This window comes from Mucilaginibacter antarcticus, assembly GCF_042686155.1.
Lineage (GTDB): Bacteria > Bacteroidota > Bacteroidia > Sphingobacteriales > Sphingobacteriaceae > Mucilaginibacter > Mucilaginibacter antarcticus.
The window spans coordinates 15,147-40,888 of sequence record NZ_JBHUON010000010.1; the positions used below are offsets into that span (position 1 = coordinate 15,147).

Consider the following 25,742-nt stretch of genomic DNA (forward strand, 5'->3'; position numbering starts at 1 on the left):
CAACGGTAAATTAATAATGGAACAACAACAATCGTTACGCACAAGCCTGCAATTGGGTATTTATAAGATTATTGATCCCTTTGTAAAGGTTTTAATAAAGTTGGGACTTACGCCTAATGCGGTAACTTCTATCGGTTTTGTATTAAACATAGGTGTCGCTGCTATATTTATTTTAGGCGGCGAAGAAGGCAATCGCGGCGATTTGAGTTACGTTGGCTGGGCAGGCGGTATGATATTGTTTGCCGGCTTGTTTGATATGCTTGACGGACAGGTTGCACGTCTGGGAAATATGAAATCTACCTTCGGCGCCTTGTATGACTCTGTTTTGGACAGGTATAGTGAGCTGATCATGTTTTTCGGTATTTGCTATTACCTCGTAGCCCAGCATTATTTTTTAAGCTCAATATTTGCCTTTATGGCCTTGATAGGTTCTATGATGGTGAGCTATGTACGCGCCCGTGCCGAAGGTTTGGGTGTTGAGTGCAAAGGGGGCTTAATGCAAAGGCCTGAACGTGTAATAACCATTGGCCTGTGCGCAATTATTTGCGGTGTCGCGTCGTTACATATTGGTGGTAACTACAAGTTATACATACCGGGTGTTAAATATCACGTGTTCGAAACGATGTCGATATTAACTATCCCTATTACGTTGTTAGCTGTATTGACAAACATAACCGCATTTAACAGACTAACAGATGCAAAAAAATCACTGGATAAGCAAGAGAAGAATTAACGCTGCGGATTGATGAAATTATCATTTTTACTATTACTTACTGCCTTAAACTGGTATACGCCGTCGCCGAAGACAATGGCGCAAAAGCCTGTACTTACTGAAGATAAATATCCGGTACCGCCGCCAAGCAGCAATCGTTTATTTTACTTGCAACGTTCGTCAAATATCAACACCATTATTTATGATGTAAATATTGAAGATGGTCAAATTGACGATGCTGAACCGCTTAAAGTTTATTGGATAAGATATAACGAAAAAGGCCAAAAAGAGGATCTGAGTTATATCCAACGCAAATTTGCCTACGGCTTGACTGCCAAAAAACTGGCCGATGACAAGTTTGATGTCAGGTTTGTATCATACAAAAAATTTCCGATGGTGTTGATGAAAGCAAAAGACGGAAAATATCATATCTTCGCAACGGTTGCGCAAAAGCAAATAATACTGGAGAAATTATTTGTTAAAATTGAAGGTGGCTCGTTCTGGCTACCCAATGTTGTGTATGTAGAATTTAAGGGGAGAGATCAAAATACAGGCAAAGAAATTATAGAACGTTTTAAACCCTGATCATTTTTTTATGGCAAAGCTTTTTATATCAAATTCACAGGAATCAGTAAGAATGTTTAAAAGCGACCTTTTGGAAGCTTTATCAAAGGTTCATTACCTGGTACCCGTATTTATTTTTATACCGGTTATTTCAGTAAGCACATACTTCGCACTTTTTGTAAAGGATTTGAGCTTGCTTACCTATATCGAATTTTTCTTTATCGGTCTTTTTGTTTGGACCTTTGTAGAATACATCATGCATCGTTTTGTGTTTCATTACGTACCTAAAAATAAATTAGGTTTACGCCTGCACTTTATTTTCCATGGTGTGCATCATGATTATCCAAGCGATGCTAAGCGTTTGGTACTACCGCCATCAATGAGCATCCCGCTGTCAACAGGTTTTTACTTTTTGTTTGATGCTATCTTGCCGGCTGATCATGCCCTGGCTCTTTTCCCGGGCTTTATTTTAGGATACCTGTTTTATGATATATCGCACTACGCCATACATCACTTTAATTTTAAGGGTAACATCTGGAAAAGGATAAAACAACACCACATGCTGCACCATTATCAAGATCCGGACAAAGGCTATGGTGTAAGCTCGCCTTTGTGGGATAAAATCTTCCGTTCAGACTTTATAAAGCGGTAGAATGAACGGTATTGCTTCTCATACCCCTGCAATTACCGCCAGATCTATCATAACGGTTACACTTCTTTCAATCGCTTATTTACTACTATCATCATGGGTAGTAGGCTTTAAATCAGACCAGGTAGTATTGGTGGTGATATTTAACACCACATTTTACGCATCGGCAATAACGCGCAAGTTTATTTTAGGCTTCAGCGTGTTTATAGTCTATTGGATGATTTTTGACTACATGAAGGCCTTTCCTAACTACCTGGTAAGCCACGTTCATATTGCCGATCTGTATAACTTTGAGAAACACCTTTTCGGTATAAACTACAACGGACAAATACTCACCCCAAACGAATACTGGAAGATCAACTCATTAACCAGCCTTGACATCATCGCAGGCTTATTCTATATCTGCTGGATACCGGTACCGCTAGGCTTCGCAGCTTTTATGTTCTTTAAAAACAGGCGCCAGTTCCTTGGCTTTGCAATAACATTTTTATTGGTAAACCTATTGGGATTTGTTATCTACTATTCTTTTCCTGCCGCACCACCATGGTACATACAAACGCACGGCTTTGTGTTTCATCCGCATACGCCGGGCAACACTGGGGGTTTATCACGTTTCGACGATTATTTTAACGTGCACGTTTTTCAGTCGATATATCAAAAAGGCTCCAATGTTTTTGCCGCTATGCCTTCATTACATTCGGCCTACCCCATCATTGTGGTTTACTATGCTTTTAAAAACAGGCTTGGCTTTGCTAAATATATTCTGGCTATGGTAATGGTTGGGATATGGCTTACTGCCGTTTACACCAGTCACCATTATATCCTGGATGTATTGGTAGGCATCCTGACCGCCATTGCAGGTATAAACCTTTTTAACCTGCTATTTACCAAAGTGCCCGCACTTGTAAAATTTTTAGACCGCTACGAAGCCTATATAAGCTAACGCACTGTGTACTAATTTGTATACTTAAATTTCATTCCCGGGTTTATTGTAAGTACATTTAATTTCCCTTTCGCAACAGGAAACTCTTTATAGCAGCTAAATTTAAAACAGGCATGCTATTTGAATACTGCATAGTAGCTGTAGAGGCGGATTTTATATGAAGAGACTTTCCATACTTATCACCATTCTATTAATCGGATTTAAATCATCCGCTTCCGTCTTCTATACAGATAGCGTACGCGTAAAAGCTGTGAGAACTACCGGCGAGATATTAGATAGCTTAAGGACCCAATTAGATACCACTACTAACGATACCGTTAAGGCATCACTTTACAACCAAATGGTATCAAGGTATTTAGACTACGACAAACTGGATTTAAAGACAAAAAAATATTATCAATCGCAAGCTTTAAGCTATACCTACCTGGCGTTGCATTTATATTCGGGTTTGGCCGACACCGTTGGTTTACGCGATTGTTTCAATAGCTTATCTAAGGTATATCGCTCTCAAAAAAAATACCCGCAGGCCAAATGGTTTATTTTACAGTCTAATAGCCTTTCAAGGGCAAAAAAAGACACCACCAACATCATGGCTTCGCTTTTGATACTGGCAAACATAAAAATGGAAATAAAGGACTACAGCCTGGCCATGCGCGATTTGAACGAAGTTTATAAAATTTCGCAACGCATTAAATCGCCAAAAGATGAGTCAAACGTACAACAAAGCTACGTGCTGCTTTATACTCACATGAAGAATTATAAAAAAGCTGACATAGCTGCCAAGCGACATGACTTTATAGAAGACAGTTTGCTTAACGTAGAAAAAATAGCTTTAGTTAAAACGCAAGACACGTTGCAAGTCAAAAAAAAAGCATTACCTATCAACAAAAAACTTACAAAAGCCAGCTTAAACAAAAAGATAGCCTCATTGTAATGTTGATTTGCGCCGTTGGCGTGTTATGTATAGCGGTGTTCGTTTATTTTGTATTTAAACGTAAGAAACGCAAAAAATAGCCGTTAAACTTTGTGACCAAATCATGGTCAAACTAAGTATATGAAGTATTACATTTTAGGATTGTTTTTATTCTTTACGCTGAGCCAAAATACCTTTTCTCAATCGGTTGGCAGCGGCAAATTCAAAGCAGAGTTTTTAGAACAGATAAATAAATTGCGTCAAAAGGGATGTAACTGTGGAACTACAAAAATGCCGCCTGTTGCTCCCCTAAAATGGAATGATGACCTTGAAAAGGCCGCCAAAGGACATGCTCAAGAAATGGCTAAAAAGAAATATTTTAGCCATAGCAGTAAAGATGGCCGCTCGGCAATGACCCGCGCCGAGGATGCCGGTTATACACATAAAGGTTTTAGAAGCTTTACCGTTGGCGAAAATATAGCGCAAGGACAACCAACAATTGATGAGGTAATGGACGGTTGGTTTAAAAGCCCAAGCCATTGTATGAACCTGATGAACCCGGATTTTAAAGAAGTTGGTGTATGGCTGCACAATACCTATTGGGTGCAGGATTTCGGTGGACGCGAAGAATTTTCGTCCCAGCTGAAAGAAATGCTAAAAAGCGGCAAGGCTAGGATCCTCCCCCAGCCCGTTAAAAACTAGCTATGCCCTTGGGCCGCGTTGGTGAATGATCAGTCCGTTTAAAAAGTTGCGAAGTATTTGATCGCCACAGGGCTTAAAATTGGGGTGATCGTCTGCACGAAAAATTGCCCCCAGCTCCGTCTTTGTTATCCTGAAATCCACTAACGCCAATACTTTTACAATATCGTCGTCGGTAAACTTCATAGCTACCCTTAGCTTTTTCATAATATCATTATTGCTCATATACTGCTTATTTTGATACTTCGATCTTTACTTTTTTATTCTTTATCTTTTCGCCTTTAAGGCGGCTTACCACTTTGTCAATGTGCTTGCGTTTAACTGCCGCGTACGATGTGTTATCTAACACCTCAATTAGGCCCAAATCCTCTTTGGCCAGACCTCCCTTTTGAAGCAATAAACCAACAACATCTACTTTGTTGATCTTATCTTTTTTGCCGGCAGCGATGTATAATGTAGCCCAGGGAGTAATTTCGGGCAAGGTTAGGTTTTCCGGTAACTCTTCCACCTCTTGTTTGCCCTTCAAATAATCAAGCTTTTCACCCTCGCTTAAAATTAAATAGGCAGTACCTTTGGCGTGCATACGGGCGGTACGGCCGTTACGGTGCGTATAAGCCTCTTCATTATGGGGTAACTGGTAATGTACAATATATTCAATCTCTGGTATATCCAGCCCGCGCGAGGCGAGGTCTGTGGTTATTAATAACTGGTGGGTCCCGTTCCTGAATTTAAGTAAAGCGCGTTCCCTGTCTTCCTGCTCCATACCGCCATGGAAAACATCGTGAATAATGCCGCGGTTCCATAGTAGCTCACCTATCCTGTCAACCGCTTCACGGTGGTTACAAAAAACTAAGGTTGCTTTATTGCCTATTTTGCATATAAGCGAAAACAGGGTGTCAAGCTTGTCGGCAGCTGGCGAGTTAACAATTTTGAGTTTGATATCGGGCGTACTGCTCACATTTTTCAGAAAATCTAGCGTGATCGGATCTTTTACCCCGGTAAAACCGGGGATCTCGTTCATCCGCGTAGCCGACGTTAAAATTCGGCGGGCAAGGTTTTCTAACTGGCGAATGATGATGGACATATCCGTTTGGAAACCAAACTCAAGCGACTTATCAAATTCATCTAATACCAGGGTATGTACCGCGTCTATACTAAAGTTTTCTTCGCGAACGTGATGAGCTATCCGGCCCGGGGTACCTATTAATACCGCCGGAGGTTGTGATAAGTTGTTTTTTTCTATTTTGGTTGAGTGGCCGCCATAACAGCAATTAACTTTAAAACCGCTACCAATAGCACGAAACACCTGCTCAATCTGTAAAGCCAATTCGCGCGAGGGAACCAAAATTACTACCTGAACCAAATTAATATCAGCATGTAAAGATTTCAATATCGGCAATAAAAAGCCCAGCGTTTTGCCAGAACCGGTTGGCGAAAGCAGGATAAGATCTCGTTTTGTATCTGCGGCAATAGCCGCATTTTGCATTTCATTTAATGCAGTTATTTTGAGATTATCCAGCGCTTTATGTATCATGGCGCAAAGATACAGCTAATAAGCACATTGTTACTCATAACTATTAATTTGGCTTACAACAGATCTGTAGCCAAATTAGCCAACTCACTACGCTCCCCTTTTTGCAGGGTGATATGAGCGTAAAGCGGATGCCCTTTCGCCCTGTCTATCAAATATGATAATCCATTACTTTCAGCATCAAGGTAGGGTGTATCTATCTGGTAAATATCGCCGGTGAAAACAAACTTACTATTCTCGCCAGCACGGGATATGATCGTTTTCACTTCATGTGGTGTAAGGTTTTGGGCCTCATCAACAATGAAGAAAATTTTGCTCAATGTACGGCCGCGAATAAATGCCAAAGGCGCTATAGATATTTTGTCGTTAGCAACCAACTCGTCAAGCTTAGCCTGCATTTTGGGGTCATCTGCAAACTGATCTCTTATAAATTTAAGATTGTCCCAAATGGGTGCCATGTAAGGGTCTATTTTCGCCTTTGCGTCGCCGGGTAAAAAGCCGATATCTTTATTACTCAAAGGCACAACGGGCCGCGTAACAAATATCTGGCGGTAGTATTTCCGCTGCTCTATGGCGCCGGCTAAAGCAAGCAAAGTTTTACCGGTGCCGGCATTACCTTGTATGGTTACCAACTTAATATCAGGGTTCAACAAAGCGTGTATGGCAAAAGCCTGCTCTAAGTTTCTGGGTTGGATATTGGATATAGGCTGCTCGGTTACGCGCTCTAACTTTCCTGTTTGATTATTATAAAAAGCCGAGGCGTTTAGTTTTTTACCGTTAAGAATGTAGAACTGGTTGTTAGTCCCTATGTTTAATTCTGATTCTTCTGCGGATAACGATTGCTTTTTATTAAGCTGATTAATTTGTTTATCAGCAACTTCCAGTACGCTTTTGCCGCTATACAGCTCCTCAAGGTTTTTAACCTTGCCCGTCTCATAATCTTCAGCATTTAGACTTAAGGCTTTAGCTTTTAAGCGCAGGCAAATATCTTTTGATACCAACACTACGCTTTTATCCGGATACTGCTGCTTAAGGCCCAGCGCGGCGTTTAATATGCGGTGGTCTACCTTGTCTGACCCGAATATAGCCTCGGCATCAGTACCGGTTGTTTTAATATCAATAACTACCTTGAAGTTTCCCTTGTCTTTGCCGGCTAGCGGGTGCCAATCATTCACCAGGTTTTTGCGGGAGATGTCGTCAATTAAGCGAATAAAGCTGCGGGCCTCAAAGTTGCGGGTATCGTTGCCGCTCTTCATGTTATCAAGCTCCTCTAACACCTGTATAGGTATAGCTACGTCGTGTTCCTGAAAATTTTCAAAAGCATTGTGATCGTACAAAATCACAGAGGTGTCTAAAACAAAGATCTTTCTATTCCCAACCGGCTTGCTTTTATCATCCTTTTGCATAATGCCTAATTTAGATAATATAACTGTAGCGCAAAACTATTTGTTTACCAATGGCGCAACCTTTGTGCCTAATAACGTTATGGCATTAAGTAGCTGAGCGTGCGACAAGCCGGCATTATCCATCTGAAAAGTTATGCGCGACAGGCCTCCCAGAGCCTCACTGTGGTGCAAGATTTTCTCAGCTATTTCTTGGGGTCCACCCACCAGATAAGCCCCTGTTTTACCGTTCTGTGAATCAAAGTGCGGCTGGGTAACGGGTGCCCAGCCACGCTCTCTGCCTATGCGGGTGAATGTTTCGGCATAGCCAGGATAAAACTCTTCTACCGCTTTCTCTGTAGTTTCGGCAATATAACCTAGCGAGTGTAACCCAACCTTAAGTTTATCAGGTGCATGCCCCGCCTTTTCCCCGGCTTCGCGATACAAATCAACTAAGGGACGGAAACGATGGGTCTCACCGCCAATAACGGCAACCATTAAAGGTAAACCAAGCGTGCCGGCGCGGGCGAATGAAGCCGGCGTACCACCAACACCAAGCCACACCGGCAATTGCGGCTGCAAAGGGCGCGGATAAATAGCCTGATTATTCAAAGCCGCCCTAAATTTACCCGACCAGGTTACGGTTTCATTATCGCGAATATGAAGCAAGAGGTCTAATTTTTCAGTAAATAGTTCATCGTAGTGATGCAGGTTATGGCCGAAAAGTGGGAAAGCCTCGGTAAATGAGCCACGTCCTACTACCATTTCAGCACGGCCCTTTGAAATCAAATCCAACGTAGCAAAGTTTTGAAATATCCGTACCGGATCTGCAGCGCTTAACACTGTCACCGCGCTGGTTAAAATAATGCGCTTGGTTCTTGAGGCTGCAGCAGCCAATATCATAGCCGGTGCAGAATCTAAAAACTCTTTACGGTGATGCTCACCGATACCAAAAACATCCAGGCCAACTTTGTCTGCATGTTCTATGCGGTCTAATAACTGTATCAGCGCATCGCTATAATTGATGGTGTTTTTTACGTTTGCCGCCGCAAAGCTGTCTATGCCTATCTCCATGGTGTTTTCGTGTACGCCAATAATCAGCAAAGTTTAGGTCGTTGGCAAGCCTTTGGGAAAATATTACATTTTGATTGTAAGGGCGCGCACCCAATAAAACCCTGAAAATCGTTGGTTTTACTATGCTTCCGCTGGGGACTTACCGGGGTTTTACATTGGTTTTAGTCGGCATCTACCCTGAAATTTTTGCCTCCAAACTGTGATAAATTGTAACCGACGTTGATTGAAAAAACCCGCGTTGGCTGTACATTGCGGCTGTCGATAATAGTGTTTCCTGACACCATACGCGAGATATTGTTACCTTGTCCAAGCAAATCATTGCCCCTGATACTTACGTTCAGAGCCTTATCCTTCATAAAGGTTTTCCCCAATCCCATATTAATAAGCAGCGGACTGGGAGTTGCCAGGGCATAACCATAATTAACCCGTTTAGTAACGCCAAAATCAGCAAAATAAGTCTTCAGGACGGTTACTTGGCCACCCAAGTTCATACTTAGATCACTGTTGTTTTGAACAACAAGTTCAGCGGCGGCATCATTATGGCTGGTACTGTACATTATACTGGCATTAAGTCTCAACTTTTCTAATCTTAAATTACTCTGCACAGATGCGGCAATACTTGTTGTCCTAAAAAAGGTCGGGGCACTAATTTGGCCAATTCCAATCGGTTGATATCCAAAAGATCCCAACCGAGAGCCCGAACTGTTATTATTTGTAATCGAATAACTGAATTGAGTATTTACAGTAACCTTTTTAAACGTTAAATTACCCGCAACCTGTTGATATAAATTAAAACCTTTTCCAGAGGTTTTATTGTGATTAAATAGTATTGCTCGGTTTGAAAATCCTAACCGCCCCATGTAGCTTAACGAATATTTATTTTGTTTAATAGGAACGTGCACCTGGTAATTACTACTAACCTGGTAATTACCATTGATATTTTCATACCGGGTTATTTGCTTTAAGCTATTCAATGTATCGGGCAGTAAAATCACATCATCTACAATCTCGTTTTGTGTTACCGAAGCATTGGCACCAACTTGCAAGGAACGGCCAGACTTATGAGCGTAATTAAAGTTAACGCCAAGGCTGTGGCTAAATGCCACCTTTAAATCAGGGTTACCCACTACAATATTCTGCAAACTTTGCGCGTTTTTTACCGGTTGTAACTGATTGATGGTGGGGCTACGGGTGCTGCCTTGATAATTCACTGAAAGTATTTTGCCTAAAGCAAGCGTCCGGCTCAAGTTAAAGCTGGGCGAGTAGTTAATGGCATTGTTAACGTTGGTTTGTTTAAGTTTTAAATCATGGTTATTAATCATGTTGGCATTAACGTTAAATCCCAGATTATAGCGCGCTTTACGCGAATTGTAATTATAATTCATGGCTAAAGACTGATTAAACGAAACCGTATTAAAAGAGGTGCTAAGAGAGTCGATGACAGAAGTTTTATTACTCACGTTATCAAAAACCACCGTGGTGACATCGTTCTTAGACGAGCCGATTGAGCCATTGTACCCAAAATTAAGGCTTTGTCGGGCGAGTGTGTCTTTTGGCTTTTTTAAACCGACACTATAATTTAAACCGAAACCCAATTGTTGGTCGTTCAATTTGCTATTTACATCTCTGTTTAAAAGCGAATCTTTTAGAAGGGCCTCTGTATCTTTATTGTAGTATAGCGTATTGGTCTTTATGTGCTGACCATTGCTACTGCTGTTGAGGGAGAAAGACGCAGTGGCTGAAAGTACGTCTTTTAGGTTTTTAGACTTTTTAGACAGGGATAAATTGCCGTTAACTGATGGAGAAGTGCTTACGAGGCTGTTATCATTATTTAGATCCTGACGGATAATGCCGTATTGACGAATCAGCGATGTACTTTGATTATTTGATTTATTGTAGCCACCGTTTATACCTAGCTGCAGAAAAAACTTGTCGTTACTGTGATTCAGATTCAACCTTATGGTATTATTGGATCCTTTATTATATCCATCGCTTTTGTTTTTAGTAATAAAATTCCCCTGGGGGTTTAGCGACTCGGTGACTTGTTCCCGGTTAAAGGCTGCATTATTTTGTCCCGTATTATAGCCAAACCCACCAGTGCTATTTGGTCCCAGCTTGTCTCTATGATTCAATCCAATATTTAACTGCTGGCTACGCCCTGCACCATTGTTAGCTGTATTTACATTAATATTTGCTGAGCTTTGCCGGCTATCATTCCACAAATTTACTTGGGCATTGCCGCCAATCATATCATTGGTTCCGCCACTTCCCGAAATATTTCCAAACGCGCCTTTATTTCTACCCGGCTTTGTAACTATGTTCAACATTTTCACCGGCTCGCCTGCTTTTATTCCGGTAAAATTTGCAAGATCACCAAAGTCGTCAATAACTTGAATCTTGGATACTATGCCCGCCGGTAGCCTCGCGATAAAATCCTTGACATTATTAGTAAAAAAGTCTTTACCATTTACACGAAGCTTGGTCATTGGCTGGTCCCCTACTTTGACATCGTACCCTTCGTTAACCTCCATCCCGGGAAACTGTTTAAGCAAATCTGCTACGTTGTCACCATCTTGTACCCTAAAGGCTCGGACGTCATATTCAACAGTATCCTGCATAAACCTGATTGGGACAGGCTTAGCTCTTACAACAACCTCTTTAAGCATTTGCGCTGATATTTTTAACCGGATGGCGTCCAGTCGCATATGCTTTTCTTTTTCCGAAAAAGTATAGTTTGACTTAAAATTTTCTAAACCAGCATCAATTACCTGTAATGAAAATTGAGTAATACTGATATTCGAGTATCGAAAATTTCCATTATCGTCTGTGAGTAGAGACAAGGTATCTTTCCCCGCTACTAATATTACTTTAATACCAGGCAAACCAACATCTGTAGTATCAGTTATTCTGCCTGAAATTCTCCGATTGGTTTGTGCTGATGATACGAACACACTACAAAAAACTAAGAAAAGAGTTACGATAAATACTTTTGCTGAACATGAAAGCCATAACTGTGTATATATCATATGCCTTGGTACATTAATAATTGTACCTGCACTGAAACAGTTGCCCAGTATCTATTACTTTGTGATCTTATTTTCACGGTTTAGGTTGTCCTGCTTAAACATCTACAGGGGAGCTAAAATAATTTTTTTTTGCGAGTTTTTTTGCGTGAAATGATAAAGCCGGGAAACTTGCAAATTAAATTTTAACCGAGGTCTATTGTAGGCGCGGATATACCGAAAGTTTGCCCCCTGCCTTATTAGGATTTTTGTTTTGAGGACCTGATTACAAAGTTTTATAAAACAAAAACGGGAGCCGCCTCTTTCGATTTGATCTCCCGTTTTCAACTCTATCTCGTTCCGTAGACCGCTATAAAGCATCAAGTTTTGTGTATGTTGACCGATTTGTTTAGCTCCCATCCGCCTTGCGGCTTTCGTTTGCTTCAAAATCATTATTTTCTGCTACTTATCTCCGTAAAAACTTGCAGTTTCTAATAACACCCCGTTTAATTACCACCGCGTTTCTGTTGCTTGCGCTGTTTCTGTATGGTATAATTCAGGCTTTCCCTTGATCTTTAGCTTGTCCGAAAACTCCCCCGATTCAATTTCTGTTATTCCTGTAAGGCTGTCAAAGTACGTCGTTCTTGATGATTTCAATATCGGGAGATAATCATCATTTGCCAAATATTTATTATATAACTTTTAAACAGATTACTAACAGGAAAAGGGAGTTATTAACATACATAAATGCTTAATAAACAATGATTTGTCAGGTCTTTTCAAACTTACTTAACATTTATATTATTCACATGTGCCACCAAAAATTCAGGATTTTGGTTTTTTTAAAAAGCGTGAAATTCAATATTCTTATATTTTTTCCGTCAAATGTTTCCAATAGCGTTTGGGAATATGGCGTACATGTAGCCTGGTATTTTTTCTGGCTGCAATGTTCACACTTTGAAAATAGTTTTTCCATAAGTGCTGATAAATAGCTTCTTCTTCGGTATAGGCAGCTATCGTATCGGTGGGTTTGGCTACATTAGAAAAATCAAGATTAATAAACTCCGTATCGTGCAGATCATAGTAAATACCATAATTACGTTTTATATCATAAATAATAAATTTTTGATCGGTATACCTGTTTCTGAAATGCTTGATTAATAACGGTAATACGTTAAAATCAGGCTCAATCACGGCATAATAAGTTTCGTCTTGCAATTTTTGAAAACGGATAAAAGCCTCCATTCTATGCCGCTCACGCCACATCATTCTTATTACTTCAGATAACCTTATTACGTAACGATTGCCATAATCGTCTTCAATATTCTCGGTATTATCAAACACGTATCTGATGTAACCTACAATATTATTGTCCTCGTTAACCATTTCGGCCATGTGCGCTATGTAAATACGCTGAACGCTATTAGGAGACAGCTTTTTACGCAAGCCCTTCAATACGCGCGATGCATAATCCGGGCTGGTAGTTACTTTGAGAGTATCTTCAAACATACCGGCAGTCTGCACATCTCCTTTCTGCACATTCACCAACCCAAGTTTTCTATCGTAAATTTCAAAAACAGCGGTTAGCAGCCCCTCAAATGTCCCATCGTAAAACAGGTTAGTCATAAATCAATGCTAAAATAGATTGAGCTGATTGGGTTTGTTTTTTAGGTACTTACTTTGCGACTCGGCCAGTATAAACTGCTTGATGTTATTGCCGGTCAAATCGCGGCGCTCAAATTCATTACTGTTGCAGATTATGAAATACCTGGCACGATTTACCGAGATGCCAATTTTCTTTAACTGATCCCAATTAAGTTTGCCGTGTTTACGTGCGCTAACAATTTTTTGTGCCGACATAACGCCAATGCCGGGAACACGCAGTATCACTTGCAAATCGGCTTTATTAATATCTATCGGGAAAGCCTGCATATTACGTATGGCCCAGCTTAGTTTGGGGTCGATATCCAAATCAAGCAAGGGTTGACCATCATTAACAATCTCATTAACATGAAAACCGTAAAAGCGCATCAACCAATCGGCTTGATATAAACGGTTCTCCCGCACCATAGGGACTGTTGTATTTAAAGCAGGCAAACGTTTATCTGCTAAAACAGGCACATAGCCTGAGTAGTAAACCCGCTTTAAATTAAAGTTTTTGTAAAAATGGTTAGCTGATTGTAATACCTGCTGATCTGTCTCCGGAGTTGCGCCAATAATCACTTGGGTGCTCTGTCCGGCGGGGGCAAACATTGGCGCTTTTTTAAACAATTTCTTCTCTTCCTTGCGTAATATTATTTCGTTCTTTAAAAACCGCATTGGGTCAATCATATCCTGGCGGTTTTTATCCGGGGCCAACAATTTCAAACCTGCTTCAGTAGGCATTTCTAAATTAACGCTTAGCCGGTCGGCATACAGCCCCGCCTCGCGCATCAATTCGTCACTGGCACCAGGGATAGATTTAAGGTGTATATAGCCGTTAAACTTATGTTCGGTACGTAGTTTCTTTGCCACACGCACCAACCGCGCCATGGTAAAATCAGCGTCTTTAAAAATACCCGAGCTTAAAAATAGGCCTTCGATATAATTTCGGCGATAAAAATTGATGGTAAGATCAACCACCTCTTGTACAGTAAAGGCCGCACGTTGTATGTCATTGTTTTTGCGCGACACACAATAAGCACAATCAAAAATGCAGTGATTGGTCAGCAATATTTTTAATAGCGATACGCAACGCCCATCCTCTGTATAACTATGACATATGCCATTACTGGCATTACCCAAGCCCTTATTATCGTTTTTACGTTTGCTACCGCTCGATGAGCAGGAGACATCGTACTTGGCGGCGTCAGCCAAAATATTCAACTTCTCTGTAATCCGTTCTGCATTCATATCAAAAGCTAAATTACTAATACTTTTAGTATTTCATACTTGTAAACAAAGAAAAAGCTATTCCTTATAAGACTAAAAATGACTCTTTAGTCATCACCAAAACTTTATGCTAACCCACAGGTTATTCAACTATGGAAAAACTATATACTGCCATAGTAACCGCAAAGGGCGGTCGCGATGGCCACATTAAATCGTCTGACGGGGTAATCGATCTTGACTTAAAAGCGCCAAAAGCTATGGGCGGCGAGGATGGCTACGCTAATCCTGAATTACTTTTTGCAGGTGCCTGGGGCTCTTGTTACCTTGGTGCACTTGGTTCTGTGGGTAAACGCGACGGGGTTGATGTTAGCGAAGCGACGGTTGATGTACACATCAGCTTTAACCAGGAAGGCGCAACCAGCTATGCCTTATCGGCAGAACTGCATGTGCATGTGCCGGGCATTAATGTAGCACAGGCGCAAAAACTGGCGGACGCAGCACACAAGGGTTGCCCGTACTCTAAAGCTACCCGTAACAACATAGATGTTAAAGTAATAGCTGAGTAAAATATTATACAGTAGAGACGCAAAACTCGCGTCTCTATATTTTCTTAGACAACGCGATACCGGTTTAGCACGTATATTTATTTAATGGATGTTAAAGAAATAGAGCGATTAATAAAAATCAGCCGCGAGCGCCCTTTAATGCCGGACGCCTACATCCCCTGGCAACTGGAGCCTGAACCGGATGATATTTTTCTGCCCGAAGTTTTAACATCATTACAAGGGCTTGATATTTATGAGGGCTTAACCGCTACTCAAAAATTAGAATTAGGCCGCCATGAACTGGTTCAGGTAATTGCATCATACGCTTGGGGCGAATGTCTGTTTTGTGTTTTTATGACACGGCATCTTATTACGCTCCAGCCTGATAGTGTAGAACATCAGTTTTTGATACGCGAACTGATAGAAGAGTTTCGCCATCAGGAGATGTTTGATCTGCACAATATTGAAGAGAGTCGACATATTTTATTTACCAAAGCTTTACTTAAAAATTATTCTTCTAAGGCAGGATATATTAAGCGCACGCTGTATAGCTATGTAATTTTATTCAACATACTGTTTGTACGTACTATGTATGTTAAGCGCGAAATATACCAACGTATTGGGATGCCTAATCCGGACCACGCGTATAAGCTGGCCTCAATAAATTTCAAACAAAAATTTGCTACAATATGCCTTGATGATATTATTGATTTTGTTGATAGTTGGAAAGGCTTTAATACCCTCACACGCTTTGCCTGGCGATGGGTGCTAGGAGCAAAAGTATGAGCATAATAAAGAGCCATATAGAATTTTTACCTGGCTCTTTATATAGTTGGTGGTATCTTATTTACTTTTTATAGCCAGTGCTAAGGCAGTAGTGGTGGTGTAATACTTAGCAATCATATTTGGCACCTCCCACTTAGGGATATTGCCGTTACGCAAGTAGCCCAGGTATTTCTCTGTAACACGGCCAAAATGTGCTTCGTGGCCATCTTTATATTTTTCGGGAACTATGACCTCCCAACCTCCTGCATCTTTCTTAAGCTCGACACCCGTATATTTCGCTTGTATGATTTTTAGTTTCTTCATCAGCAATTTCTCATAAGCAGCGTCATTTTTTAATGGCTTTATATACAGTGCCGGTTGATACTTTTCTTCAACACCTTGATGAATTACTAAATCAGCTTTGGTACCATGAAGCAACGAGTAATGGCTATCGGCACTACCAGGAGGCGCAGAATAAGCCCATTTAGCTGTAAGTTTCATGTTTACACCGAACAATTTGTAATTAACTGTACCGTTAGCATAAACCTGTAGTATAGTATCTTTAATAACGTTCTTTCTTAAAAACTCGGGGAAACCGTCTAATTTAGTAATTGCTTTAAATTGGCTCTGCGTAATTTCTGATGGCCATCTTTTTGCATTATTAAATTTTATGTCCGTTTTATAATTGATGGTTCGATTAGGAAAGCATTGCCATTGTGCCAGATCAACTAAATGCACGCCGACATCCTGCAAACCCTCACCTTGTTGCTTTACATCAAAAAACCAGGCGGGGCGGCTCAAAACCGCTCCGGATACATACTTATAAAAATAATGCACACTTTCCATTTCTACCGCCGGATTCTGCACCGTACCTTTTTTTAGTTGACCAAACACCTCTGTGATCATAGCAAATTCGCGCTGCAGGTTATTTGTTATTTCATAACGCTCGGTCATTATATCGTACAATACCAACTTTTTTTGTGCAGCGTTTGCAAAAGCGCTTTTCAACATCTCAAAATGTTGATTGTCAATCGCCATAGGCTTATCGCCCAGAACGTTGAAGCCCGCATCTATTGATCGCTTTACGTATTCCGTTTTCTTTAGATTATTGCCGGCCATCACAACAACATTGCCTTTCTTTTCGGCAATCATTTTGTTAAAAAAATCGGTTCCGGTATAAACTACTTCGTTCCAGTTGGTTGCATCCTGACCGCGCTTGTTATAGCCGTTGATCTTATCTAAATGCGATTGCAGATCAGGCCCGGCAGGTGCATAGACCTGTACACGAGCATCAACACCCTTCAGCATCGTTTTTTGCACCAGCGCCGCATGAAAATGCCCCGGATCAAGCGTGATCAATTTTATCTTATCGCCGTTTTTAACTTGTGCTAGCACGGTTAAACTTAATAGCGATGCCGCTAACACGGCGCCGTTAGATATAATTTTTTTCATTCATGTATAGCAATTGATTGTGGTAAAGGTAAAACTAGAAACGCTTAACTGCAATAGTGCGGCGCTTAAATGAGGTTATAGCGCCACGTTTTGGGCTGTAATATGATTAACCTGTATAAAACCGGCTATTTCGGCCGCATCTGTATGGTTAAGGTAACTCCCTACACCAGTGTGCTCCCATTGCCGCATCTCATCATCAAAAACAATATCTCCCATACCTACCTCGCCTTCCATTAATTTATAAACTCCGGTAATGTACATAACGTCTCCGGGACGGCGTTGAATTTCCGGCGTTATCGTAATTACATGTTCTTCGTCGTCTTTAAAAATTGTGTAGTTTAATGGCTGTGTCATAGTAACAACTACAAACCCGATAGGAGTTTGTTTTATAATTCCCAATCCATCAATTCCATCGAACGGCTAAATTCGGAGTTTGCGGGAGCATGTATCACAACATCCTGACCGCTAACCGGTTGAATAAATGATAACGTTGCCGCATGAAGCATCAAAGTATTCATTTCCCAACGCTCGCGAAAGAGTTTATTTTGCTTATTACAGCCGTGGGTGGTATCGCCTATAATAGGGTGATTCACATGGCTCAAGTGCTTCCTGATCTGATGCATGCGCCCAGTTGTCGGTTTTACCTCTATCAGCGAATATCGGGATGTGGCATGCTTGCCAAATGGTATGGGCAACTCAGCACGCCTCAATGTAGCGTAATGAGTAAAAGCTTCCTGCAAGGTGCCGTTTTCTTTTCGCAGGGGATAATCAATGTCTTCAGTGTCTGGTGCGTAGCCACGCACAATGGCCAGATAGCTTTTTTTGATCAGATCATCGGCGAACTGCTTTTGCATAGCTATCTCGATGTCTTTGCTCAACGCAAACAATAGCACACCCCCGGTAGCCCTGTCTAAGCGATGAACAGGATTAACTTTTTGGCCTATCTGATCTCGTAACAACTGCAAAGCAAACACCTCAGCATCAGCTGCAATCGTTGAGCGATGCACCAATAAACCATGTGGTTTATTAATAGCTATTAAATACTCGTCGCGATAAACGATATCGAGTATCAATTAACCCAAAATTTTACCTAAGTCGGCAGGCGAGTAATTAATGGATTTTAGCGTCTTATCGTCCATTGTACGATAAACTAAGAACAAGCCATCAATTTCTTTGTGGTATGAATCTGTACCGTGTTTACCTTTATAGTGACTTATAGTGCTTTCGGCTTCTTCGATCGTTTTACACGCCTTACTCATGTTTGAGCGGTGGACCTCATCAAATAACTCCTTAAATTTTTCGCCAAGTCCAAATTCCAAGATCGCGCCGGAGAGTACATATTGCAGATCGCAAAGCGCGTCGGCAATTTCAACGATATCTTTATCATCGATTGCCTGCTGTAGTTCCCTAAGCTCTTCGGCTAAGAGTTCAACGCGTAATTTGCAACGTTCTGGCGACGGGATAACAGGCGCGGTTAATATTGGATGCTTAAAAGTAGCATGAAACTCTGCAACCTGATTTAATGACTTAGTATCTTTAATCATAAAGGATTATTAAATTTAGCGACCTATCGGATGTTATACCGCAGGACGTCGCTAAGTTATAAATAACCTAAAACCTGACAATATAAAGATTGTTAATTCGAAGGGACGTACACGTCACCTTTTTTGATCGCGTTGTTTGAGTTAGCTTTTACCGTGAAATATTTATCATCCGCATCTATCAGGGTATATACTGAGAATTGCGTATTCCATTTTCCAACAGCATAAACATGGTAAGGTTGCTGGTATTGATTAAAAGTGCTTACATTGTTCACCAGCTGTTTTTCTGTAGCGCAGGCGCAAAATAGCAAGCAAAAAACTAGGGGAAGTCTTTTCATTTTGATTGGGTTTAAATAGTAGTTTAATTAACGCCATAAATATAATATTATTTATCGCAAGTAAGGCAGTGTTGTTTACAACTATTTTACTAAACTGAACCTAACGCTACAATTTATATCATACTAAAGTGGGATTAATTATTAATATCGTAACATTTCTTTAACTTATAATATAAAAAGCGCGAATTATCACAATATTGATAACCCACGCTTATTTATATTATACTTGAACTATTTAATTTCTCTTACCCAAATATTGCGGAAACTTAAAGGTTCACTTGGATCTCCATGCGACTGTAGCTTAATCGGGGCGGCGCCAAATTTGGCATTTTTGTATGATGCCTGGCCAATATATTGCGTAGGGCCCAATAATGTAATGTTATTTTGCACTAAAACTCCGTTATGTATAACGGTAACTCTGGCAGGAGTTTTCACATCGCCGTTTTCTTCAAATGTCGGGGCTGTCCAAATCACATCGTAAGTCTGCCATTCGCCAGGTGCTTTGGTAGCATTGGCTAAGGGGATAAATTGCTTATAAATACTGCTTGCCTGTCCGTTAACGTACGTTGGGTTATTATAGGAGTCAAGTACCTGTAACTCGTAACCAGCATCTCCTTTACCTAATGACGCTAAAAATATACCGCTATTACCACGTGCCTGGCCTTTACCTGTAATATTCGCTGGTACGCGCCATTCAATGTGTAACTGATAATTACCAAAAGATTTTATGGTTTCTATATTCCCACTACGCTTATTCACGGTGAGTGCGCCGTCAGCAACGGTCCAGGCTGCGGCCGTACCACGGTTGTTTGTCATTGTCCATTGATCCAGATTTTTTCCGTCGAATAATATAATAGCATCTGACGGAGCATCTGCACTTGTTTTCCCCGGGGTAACAACAGGCGGTACAGGCTGGTAAAATTCGGTGTCCTCTGGTTTGGGTTTATTTTGCGCATTCGCAAACATCGCACTGCCTACAAGTAAAGCAGGCAGCAAAAAGGTATATTTTCTGTTCATATTTTAAAGAATGTTGTTTACCAAACATAGCAAAAAAATCCTCCTTCAATAGTAACAAATTACAGGATAATTGAGATTTTACCTTACAATACCCTAAAAATAGGTGACTTACTTGGTTTGGGGCGTGTCGATTTTGGTACCGCCGGCGCCACTATTATCTACATTGGGTACGCTGCCTGTTGTGGTAGTAGTTTTAGAAGTGTCTACACTTTTAACAGTATCAACTACATTCCCATTTGTGTCAGGCGGATTTTTTGCGGTATGGTTGCCGGTACAACTGCCTAATACGGTTATGAAGCTTATTGCTACAACTATAAAAACTTTGCTTTTCATGTTTTTCATTTTGAGAACAACAACGTTTGGTTTGACTGGTTTTTAAATATTTTAATGAGGGATAAGAAACTTCCATGTATGTAAACCATAAACAATTTAGCCGTTCACAACCTCGCCACCGTTTACATGTATAACTTGCCCGGTGATAAATGACGCATCATCGGAAGCAAGGAAAACATACGCGGGCCCAAGCTCTGAAGGCTGCCCTGCCCTACCCATGGCAGTTTCTGAGCCAAATTTCTTTATTTTTTCTTCATCGAAAGTTGACACTATAAGTGGAGTCCATACCGGCCCGGGAGCTACGGCGTTTACACGAATTTTTTTTTCAACAAGGTTTGTAGCCAACGATCGTGTAAATGACGTAATAGCCCCTTTAGTTGAAGAATAATCTATCAAATGGGGAGATGAGCGATAGGCTGTCACTGAAGTTGTGTTTATGATAGAATCCCCCTCCTGCAGATGCTTCAATGCTTCATCAACAAAATAAAAATAGGCGAAGATATTGGTGCGGAAGGTCTCCTCCATCTGCTTCTCATCAACGTCTTTAGCATCCTTCTCAGGGATTTGCATGGCCGCATTGTTAACCAGTATATTGAGATTACCCAATTCTTTTACCGTTTGTATTACAGCCTTTTTACAAAATGAGCTTTTTTTCACGTCCCCTTTTATTAGCAGGCATTTTTGTCCATAAGATTGTATGATCTCTTGGGTTTCTTGAGCATCTATATCCTCGTCCAGATAAACAATTGCAATGTCTGCTCCCTCTCGGGCATAATGCACGCTTACTGCCCGGCCAATGCCGCTGTCACCACCAGTTACGAGGGCAACCTTTCCTGCTAGTTTGCCCGACGCTTTATAGGTTGATTTTATGTACTCCGGTCTTGGGTCCATTTCGGCCTCTATGCCGGGTTGTTTATTTTGTTTTTTGGGTGTCTTTTTTGCCATAGCTTATTTCCATTGTCTATTTTACAACCCATAGTTTTTACGGAATGTTTTTGATAATTTAAATAAGCAGGATCCGGAAACGAAAGAGACGCGAAGTATCGCGTCTCTACATCAATAAAATTACCACCTTCAGAGTTAGGCTTTACATTCTTTCAGGCACTTCAATACCAAGCAGGTTCATACCTTTGGCTATAACCTTAGCAGCACCAGCTGATAATTGTAGCCTAAATTGTTTAACCAATTCTTCGTCGGCTTGTAGTATAGAGTGCTCATGGTAAAACTTGTTATAAGCTTTTGCCACATCATAAACATAATTAGCGACAGCTGCAGGGTTATGGCCCGCAGCAGCTTGCTGAATAACCGTAGGGAACTGGCTCAACACCACAATCAAATCACGCTCCTCTGCCGCAATTTCGGTTGGCAGGCTATCTTGATGGTTAACATTGCTACGTCCCAATACCGATTTAATACGAGCGTGGGTATATTGTATAAACGGCCCCGTATGACCTTGAAAATCTACCGACTCGTTAGGGTCAAACAATAAGCGTTTTTTAGGATCAACTTTTAGCAGGAAGTATTTCAGTGCACCCATACCGATAGTATGATATAATGCTTGCTTTTCATCATCGCCGAAATCATTAATCTTGCCCAGCTCTTCGGTAACCTGTTTGGCAGTACTTTCCATTTCTGCTATAAGGTCGTCGGCATCAACCACCGTACCTTCGCGGGATTTCATTTTGCCTGATGGCAGATCAACCATCCCATAAGATAAATGGTATAAGCCCTTTGCCCAAGTTTTGCCCAACTTTTCAAGGATCAGGAACAGCACCTTAAAGTGATAATCCTGCTCATTGCCCACAACGTAAATAGATTCATCCATTCCGTAGTCATCAAACTTTAGCTGTGCAGTGCCCATATCCTGGGTAATATATACCGATGTACCGTCTGACCGTAAAACCAATTTCTGGTCAAGGCCATCTGCGGTCAAGTCTATCCATACAGAACCATCATCCTTTTTAAAGAAAACGCCACTTGCCAAACCTTCTTCAACAATGTCTTTGCCTAACAGGTAGGTGTTGCTCTCGTAATAGTATTTATCAAAGGCTACACCCAATTTGTGATAGGTTTTTCCAAAACCCTCATAAACCCAACCATTCATTTTTTGCCAAAGGTCAATAACCGCATCTTCGCCGGCTTCCCATTGTAAAAGCATCTCCTGCGCTTCTTTAATTAGCGTCGCGCTCTTTTTAGCCTCTTCTTCGGTTTGGCCCGCTAGCTTTAGCTCTTCTATTTGTTTCTTATATTCCTTATCAAAAATCACATAGTATTTACCCACTAAATGATCGCCCTTTTCTCCTGTTGTTTCAGGCGTTTCGCCAATGCCCCATTTTTGCCAGGCCAGCATTGATTTACAGATGTGTATCCCGCGGTCATTTACTAGGTTGGTTTTAACCACATCATACCCGGCAGTAGCTAATATCTGCGCTACAGCATAACCCAATAGGTTGTTACGCACGTGGCCTAAGTGCAATGGTTTATTAGTATTTGGTGATGAATATTCAACCATCACTTTTTTGCCGTTTGGCTTCGCGATTGCAAAATCATCAGCACTGATAACCGTTTTCAGTTGCTCAACCCAGTAAGCGTTGGAGATAGAGATATTTAAAAATCCTTTTATTACGTTAAATGCCGATACCTCGTTTAATTCGCTTTTTAAATACTCGCCTATATCGGCGCCGGTTTGCTCCGGCGATTTACGCGAAAACCGCGTAAACGGAAAAGTAACTATGGTAACCTGGCCCTCAAACTCCTTCCGGGTTTCTTGCCAACTCACATCAGCACCTGTTATGTCTGTTTGATATAGATGTTTAACGGCCTTTATGGTGGCATCAATAATAAAATTCATGAGGCAAAATTAGTAAAAATGTTGACAGCAGCTAAACACTCGGCAAGGAAGTTAGGCAGCTTGAAATCAAAGGCTGTTAACAATTGTTTAATACTGTAAACAAATATTTCTGAATAGCTTTACAGCCTGCAAAACACGTATGAAACTAGCTGATATTAAGTTTGAGTTAAACGTAAGCTCTGAGATTGGCGACCTGAAAGCCGTACTGATACACAGCCCCGATAGTGGGCTCGGTCGTGTGGTGCCTTCAAAAGCGCAAGACTGGCTTTTTGAGGACATTGTGCATTTGGACAGTTTGCGCAAAAACGAGTATGATTATTATATCAAACTACTATTGTATTTCCTTGATCCCGCCAAGATAAAAGGTAGGCTTAAAGAAATTGATGCCAAAGAAAATAAACGCAACTTTTATAAGCCGGACCATCAAGAGTTTTATGCATCGGACAAAGTAATTGAAATACAAAGTTTGTTGGCCGATATTTTGGGAGATGAAGGCATTCGAAATAAACTCACAGCGTCTGTTTGCGCTATTGAAAGCTGCAATTATCGTGTGCAGCAATCGCTGATAGAAACCAGTCCGGTTGAGTTAGCTAAAATATTGATATCGGGCTCGTTAGATAACAACGACATGATCTTTGCCCCCATCCCTAACCTGATATTTTCAAGGGATATCGGCATTGCTATTAATAATCATATACTGCTTAACAAACCGGCTAAAAAAGCCCGCTCGCGCGAAACTTTATTAGCAAGGTATATTTTCTTTAATCACCCCATGTTTGCCCGCTATAGGGGTAATATTTTGGAAATACCAGACACGGTGCAGCACTTTCTGCGCCCCGGCGAAGATCAGGACGAAAAAACTACGCTGGAAGGCGGTGATGTCATGATTATCAGTCCGGAGCATTTGATCATTGGCTGCAGCGAGCGCACATCGGCTAGCGGGGCTAATGAAGCGATCAAACTACTTCTCAGTAACGACGTAGTGCAGAAGATCACTATCGTTAAAATACCGCAGCGCCGCGACTACATGCATATTGACACCGTGTTTACTCAAGTTAAACGCAATGTGTGGGTGCTACTGCAAACATTAGGAGCTAAGCAGACATCTAATCAAGACAACGAACCTATTGCCTGGTTTACAGACAAAAAGGTAAAAGATAAAGACCGCACCGAGATTATACAATTTGAAAAGGGCCGCAAAAAGCCACGTACTTTTGCTTGCCTGGAGGATTTACTGACAGATATTAGCATAAACGACTTGAAAAGCACCGAGCCTATAAAGTTCATTTACTCGGGTAATGGCGATTTCCCCTACGACGCGCGCGAACAGTGGACGGATTCGTGTAACCTTTTGGCTTTGAAGGAAGGTGTGGTAGTTGGGTATGATCGGAATGATAAAACCATTGCAGCTTTTAAAAAACAAGGTTTTAGCACCATTAGAGTAAAAGACCTGCTTAAAAAATTCGAGAACGATGAGCTAAATCCGCAGGCGGTGAACGACACCCTGATACTGATGCCGTCGGCCGAACTTTCAAGGGCGCGGGGTGGTTTTCATTGTATGAGTATGCCGCTGCGACGAGACATTATTTAACCAGTGAATTCATGAGTCAATCAACTTCAAACCTGTTAATGATACGCCCGGTAAACTTTGGGTTTAATGACCAAACTGTCCAAAGCAATGCTTTTCAGACCCGTAGCGATAACCAGCATAAAGTGCAAAACAAAGCGCTGGCCGAATTTGACGGGTTGGTAAAAGTTTTGAGGGATAATAAGGTTAATGTGACCGTTATCGAAGATACTGCGCAACCCTATACCCCCGACTCTATCTTCCCTAATAATTGGGTATCATTTCACGCTAACGGCGATGTGTTTTTATACCCCATGCAGGCAACCAATCGCCGCTTGGAGCGCCGCGAGGATATCATCCACAAACTGCGGGACAACTTCAAGGTAAGCAAAGTAATAGATCTGAGCAGGTTTGAGCTTGAAAGTAAGTTTCTGGAAGGTACAGGTAGTATGGTGCTTGATAGAAATAACAAGATAGCTTATGCGTGTCTGTCGCCCCGTACAAATGAAACGGTATTAGCTACTTTCTGCAAGCAGGCCGGCTATAGCCCTGTCAGCTTTAATGCGATAGACGAACGAGGCATCGCTATCTATCATACCAATGTGTTGATGGCTTTAGGCAGTTCTTTTGCCGTTATATGTTTAGATAGCATCTGTGATAACGCTGAAAAAGAACGGATTGTTGAATCACTGGTAAACACCCACAAACAGATCATCGATATATCATTTAACCAGATAACCCACTTTGCAGGCAATATGCTTGAAGTTAAAAATACTGATGGCGAGACACTAATCGTCATGTCGCAGAGCGCTTATGATGTTTTGAAAGAAGCGCAACAAGATTTGTTATCATCTTTCGGCAAATTTATTTATGCGGACATTAATACTATCGAAACCACCGGTGGCGGCAGTGTAAGGTGTATGATTGCAGAAGTGCATTTGCCTTTAGTTGATAGTTAATAGCTCATGGTTCATAGTTATTGCAAGCTTATTG

The 25,742-nt window shown here is 41.1% G+C and carries 26 protein-coding genes; 10 read left to right on the forward strand and 16 right to left on the reverse strand.

Annotated elements, in window-relative coordinates:
- Positions 1-16: 16 nt before the first annotated feature.
- From ACFSYC_RS09915 to ACFSYC_RS09940, 6 genes are all read left to right on the forward strand, one after another.
- On the forward strand, positions 17-733 hold the full coding sequence (locus ACFSYC_RS09915; RefSeq protein ID WP_377126518.1) for a CDP-alcohol phosphatidyltransferase family protein: 717 nt from the start codon (positions 17-19) through the stop codon (positions 731-733).
- 12 nt (positions 734-745) lie between these two features.
- Entirely contained in the window at positions 746-1,297 is a 552-nt protein-coding gene (locus ACFSYC_RS09920; RefSeq protein WP_377126521.1) for a DUF4833 domain-containing protein, read from the forward strand.
- Positions 1,298-1,307: 10 nt separating this feature from the next.
- Positions 1,308-1,928 carry a sterol desaturase family protein gene (locus ACFSYC_RS09925; RefSeq protein WP_377126524.1) on the forward strand — a complete coding sequence of 207 codons (621 nt, stop codon included), beginning with the start codon at positions 1,308-1,310 and terminating at the stop codon, positions 1,926-1,928.
- Between the two features lies 1 nt (position 1,929).
- Complete coding sequence (locus ACFSYC_RS09930; RefSeq protein WP_377126527.1) at positions 1,930-2,868, forward strand: phosphatase PAP2 family protein; 939 nt, start codon at positions 1,930-1,932, stop codon at positions 2,866-2,868.
- 157 nt (positions 2,869-3,025) lie between these two features.
- A complete protein-coding gene (locus ACFSYC_RS09935) occupies positions 3,026-3,802 on the forward strand; it encodes a hypothetical protein (RefSeq protein ID WP_377126530.1) in 777 nt (258 codons plus the stop codon).
- A 120-nt stretch (positions 3,803-3,922) separates the two neighbouring features.
- Entirely contained in the window at positions 3,923-4,483 is a 561-nt protein-coding gene (locus ACFSYC_RS09940) for a CAP domain-containing protein (protein ID WP_377126533.1), read from the forward strand.
- Here the strand turns inward: ACFSYC_RS09940 and ACFSYC_RS09945 are convergent, their stop codons facing one another.
- From ACFSYC_RS09945 to ACFSYC_RS09975, 7 genes are all read right to left on the reverse strand, one after another.
- Positions 4,484-4,705, reverse strand: coding sequence for a DUF1456 family protein (locus ACFSYC_RS09945; protein ID WP_377126535.1), 222 nt, complete (start codon positions 4,703-4,705; stop codon positions 4,484-4,486).
- A 7-nt stretch (positions 4,706-4,712) separates the two neighbouring features.
- Positions 4,713-6,014 carry a DEAD/DEAH box helicase gene (locus tag ACFSYC_RS09950; RefSeq protein ID WP_377126543.1) on the reverse strand — a complete coding sequence of 434 codons (1,302 nt, stop codon included), beginning with the start codon at positions 6,012-6,014 and terminating at the stop codon, positions 4,713-4,715.
- 53 nt (positions 6,015-6,067) lie between these two features.
- Complete coding sequence (locus ACFSYC_RS09955; RefSeq protein WP_377126546.1) at positions 6,068-7,417, reverse strand: PhoH family protein; 1,350 nt, start codon at positions 7,415-7,417, stop codon at positions 6,068-6,070.
- Between the two features lie 36 nt (positions 7,418-7,453).
- Positions 7,454-8,467, reverse strand: a complete 1,014-nt coding sequence (locus ACFSYC_RS09960) for an LLM class flavin-dependent oxidoreductase (RefSeq protein WP_377126548.1) — start codon at positions 8,465-8,467, stop codon at positions 7,454-7,456.
- A 161-nt stretch (positions 8,468-8,628) separates the two neighbouring features.
- Positions 8,629-11,418, reverse strand: a complete 2,790-nt coding sequence (locus tag ACFSYC_RS09965; RefSeq protein ID WP_377126551.1) for an outer membrane beta-barrel protein — start codon at positions 11,416-11,418, stop codon at positions 8,629-8,631.
- Between the two features lie 918 nt (positions 11,419-12,336).
- Positions 12,337-13,095 (reverse strand): TIGR03915 family putative DNA repair protein, encoded by a 759-nt coding sequence (locus ACFSYC_RS09970; RefSeq protein WP_377126554.1) that lies wholly within the window; start codon positions 13,093-13,095, stop codon positions 12,337-12,339.
- A gap of 9 nt (positions 13,096-13,104) precedes the next feature.
- Positions 13,105-14,361 (reverse strand): putative DNA modification/repair radical SAM protein, encoded by a 1,257-nt coding sequence (locus ACFSYC_RS09975; RefSeq protein ID WP_377126557.1) that lies wholly within the window; start codon positions 14,359-14,361, stop codon positions 13,105-13,107.
- Between the two features lie 131 nt (positions 14,362-14,492).
- Between ACFSYC_RS09975 and ACFSYC_RS09980 the strand changes: the two genes are divergently transcribed.
- Both ACFSYC_RS09980 and ACFSYC_RS09985 read left to right on the forward strand, forming a co-directional pair.
- Positions 14,493-14,906: an organic hydroperoxide resistance protein gene (locus tag ACFSYC_RS09980; protein WP_377126560.1), complete on the forward strand. Its 414-nt coding sequence runs from the start codon at positions 14,493-14,495 to the stop codon at positions 14,904-14,906.
- An 84-nt stretch (positions 14,907-14,990) separates the two neighbouring features.
- Positions 14,991-15,671: a diiron oxygenase gene (locus ACFSYC_RS09985; protein ID WP_377126563.1), complete on the forward strand. Its 681-nt coding sequence runs from the start codon at positions 14,991-14,993 to the stop codon at positions 15,669-15,671.
- Positions 15,672-15,728: 57 nt separating this feature from the next.
- Here the strand turns inward: ACFSYC_RS09985 and ACFSYC_RS09990 are convergent, their stop codons facing one another.
- The 9 genes from ACFSYC_RS09990 to argS form a co-directional block, all read right to left on the reverse strand.
- A complete protein-coding gene (locus tag ACFSYC_RS09990; RefSeq protein ID WP_377126566.1) occupies positions 15,729-17,102 on the reverse strand; it encodes a putative oxidoreductase C-terminal domain-containing protein in 1,374 nt (457 codons plus the stop codon).
- Between the two features lie 75 nt (positions 17,103-17,177).
- Positions 17,178-17,456 carry a hypothetical protein gene (locus tag ACFSYC_RS09995; protein ID WP_377126569.1) on the reverse strand — a complete coding sequence of 93 codons (279 nt, stop codon included), beginning with the start codon at positions 17,454-17,456 and terminating at the stop codon, positions 17,178-17,180.
- Between the two features lie 32 nt (positions 17,457-17,488).
- The gene (locus tag ACFSYC_RS10000) at positions 17,489-18,172 is read right to left on the reverse strand and encodes a pseudouridine synthase (RefSeq protein ID WP_377126885.1); all 684 of its coding nucleotides are present in this window, start codon (positions 18,170-18,172) and stop codon (positions 17,489-17,491) included.
- A gap of 3 nt (positions 18,173-18,175) precedes the next feature.
- Positions 18,176-18,646, reverse strand: coding sequence for a pyrophosphohydrolase domain-containing protein (locus tag ACFSYC_RS10005; RefSeq protein WP_377126572.1), 471 nt, complete (start codon positions 18,644-18,646; stop codon positions 18,176-18,178).
- Positions 18,647-18,738: 92 nt separating this feature from the next.
- A complete protein-coding gene (locus ACFSYC_RS10010; RefSeq protein WP_377126575.1) occupies positions 18,739-18,981 on the reverse strand; it encodes a hypothetical protein in 243 nt (80 codons plus the stop codon).
- 231 nt (positions 18,982-19,212) lie between these two features.
- Entirely contained in the window at positions 19,213-19,998 is a 786-nt protein-coding gene (locus tag ACFSYC_RS10015; protein WP_377126578.1) for a 3-keto-disaccharide hydrolase, read from the reverse strand.
- Positions 19,999-20,106: 108 nt separating this feature from the next.
- Positions 20,107-20,331, reverse strand: a complete 225-nt coding sequence (locus ACFSYC_RS10020) for a hypothetical protein (protein WP_377126581.1) — start codon at positions 20,329-20,331, stop codon at positions 20,107-20,109.
- Between the two features lie 96 nt (positions 20,332-20,427).
- Positions 20,428-21,276, reverse strand: a complete 849-nt coding sequence (locus ACFSYC_RS10025) for an SDR family oxidoreductase (protein ID WP_377126584.1) — start codon at positions 21,274-21,276, stop codon at positions 20,428-20,430.
- A gap of 142 nt (positions 21,277-21,418) precedes the next feature.
- A complete protein-coding gene (gene argS, locus ACFSYC_RS10030) occupies positions 21,419-23,182 on the reverse strand; it encodes an arginine--tRNA ligase (RefSeq protein ID WP_377126587.1) in 1,764 nt (587 codons plus the stop codon).
- Between the two features lie 139 nt (positions 23,183-23,321).
- On the opposite strand from argS, the gene ACFSYC_RS10035 reads away from it, so the two are divergent.
- Positions 23,322-24,773 (forward strand): arginine deiminase family protein, encoded by a 1,452-nt coding sequence (locus ACFSYC_RS10035; protein WP_377126590.1) that lies wholly within the window; start codon positions 23,322-23,324, stop codon positions 24,771-24,773.
- 11 nt (positions 24,774-24,784) lie between these two features.
- Positions 24,785-25,708, forward strand: a complete 924-nt coding sequence (gene ctlX / locus ACFSYC_RS10040) for a citrulline utilization hydrolase CtlX (RefSeq protein ID WP_377126593.1) — start codon at positions 24,785-24,787, stop codon at positions 25,706-25,708.
- Positions 25,709-25,742 lie beyond the last annotated feature (34 nt).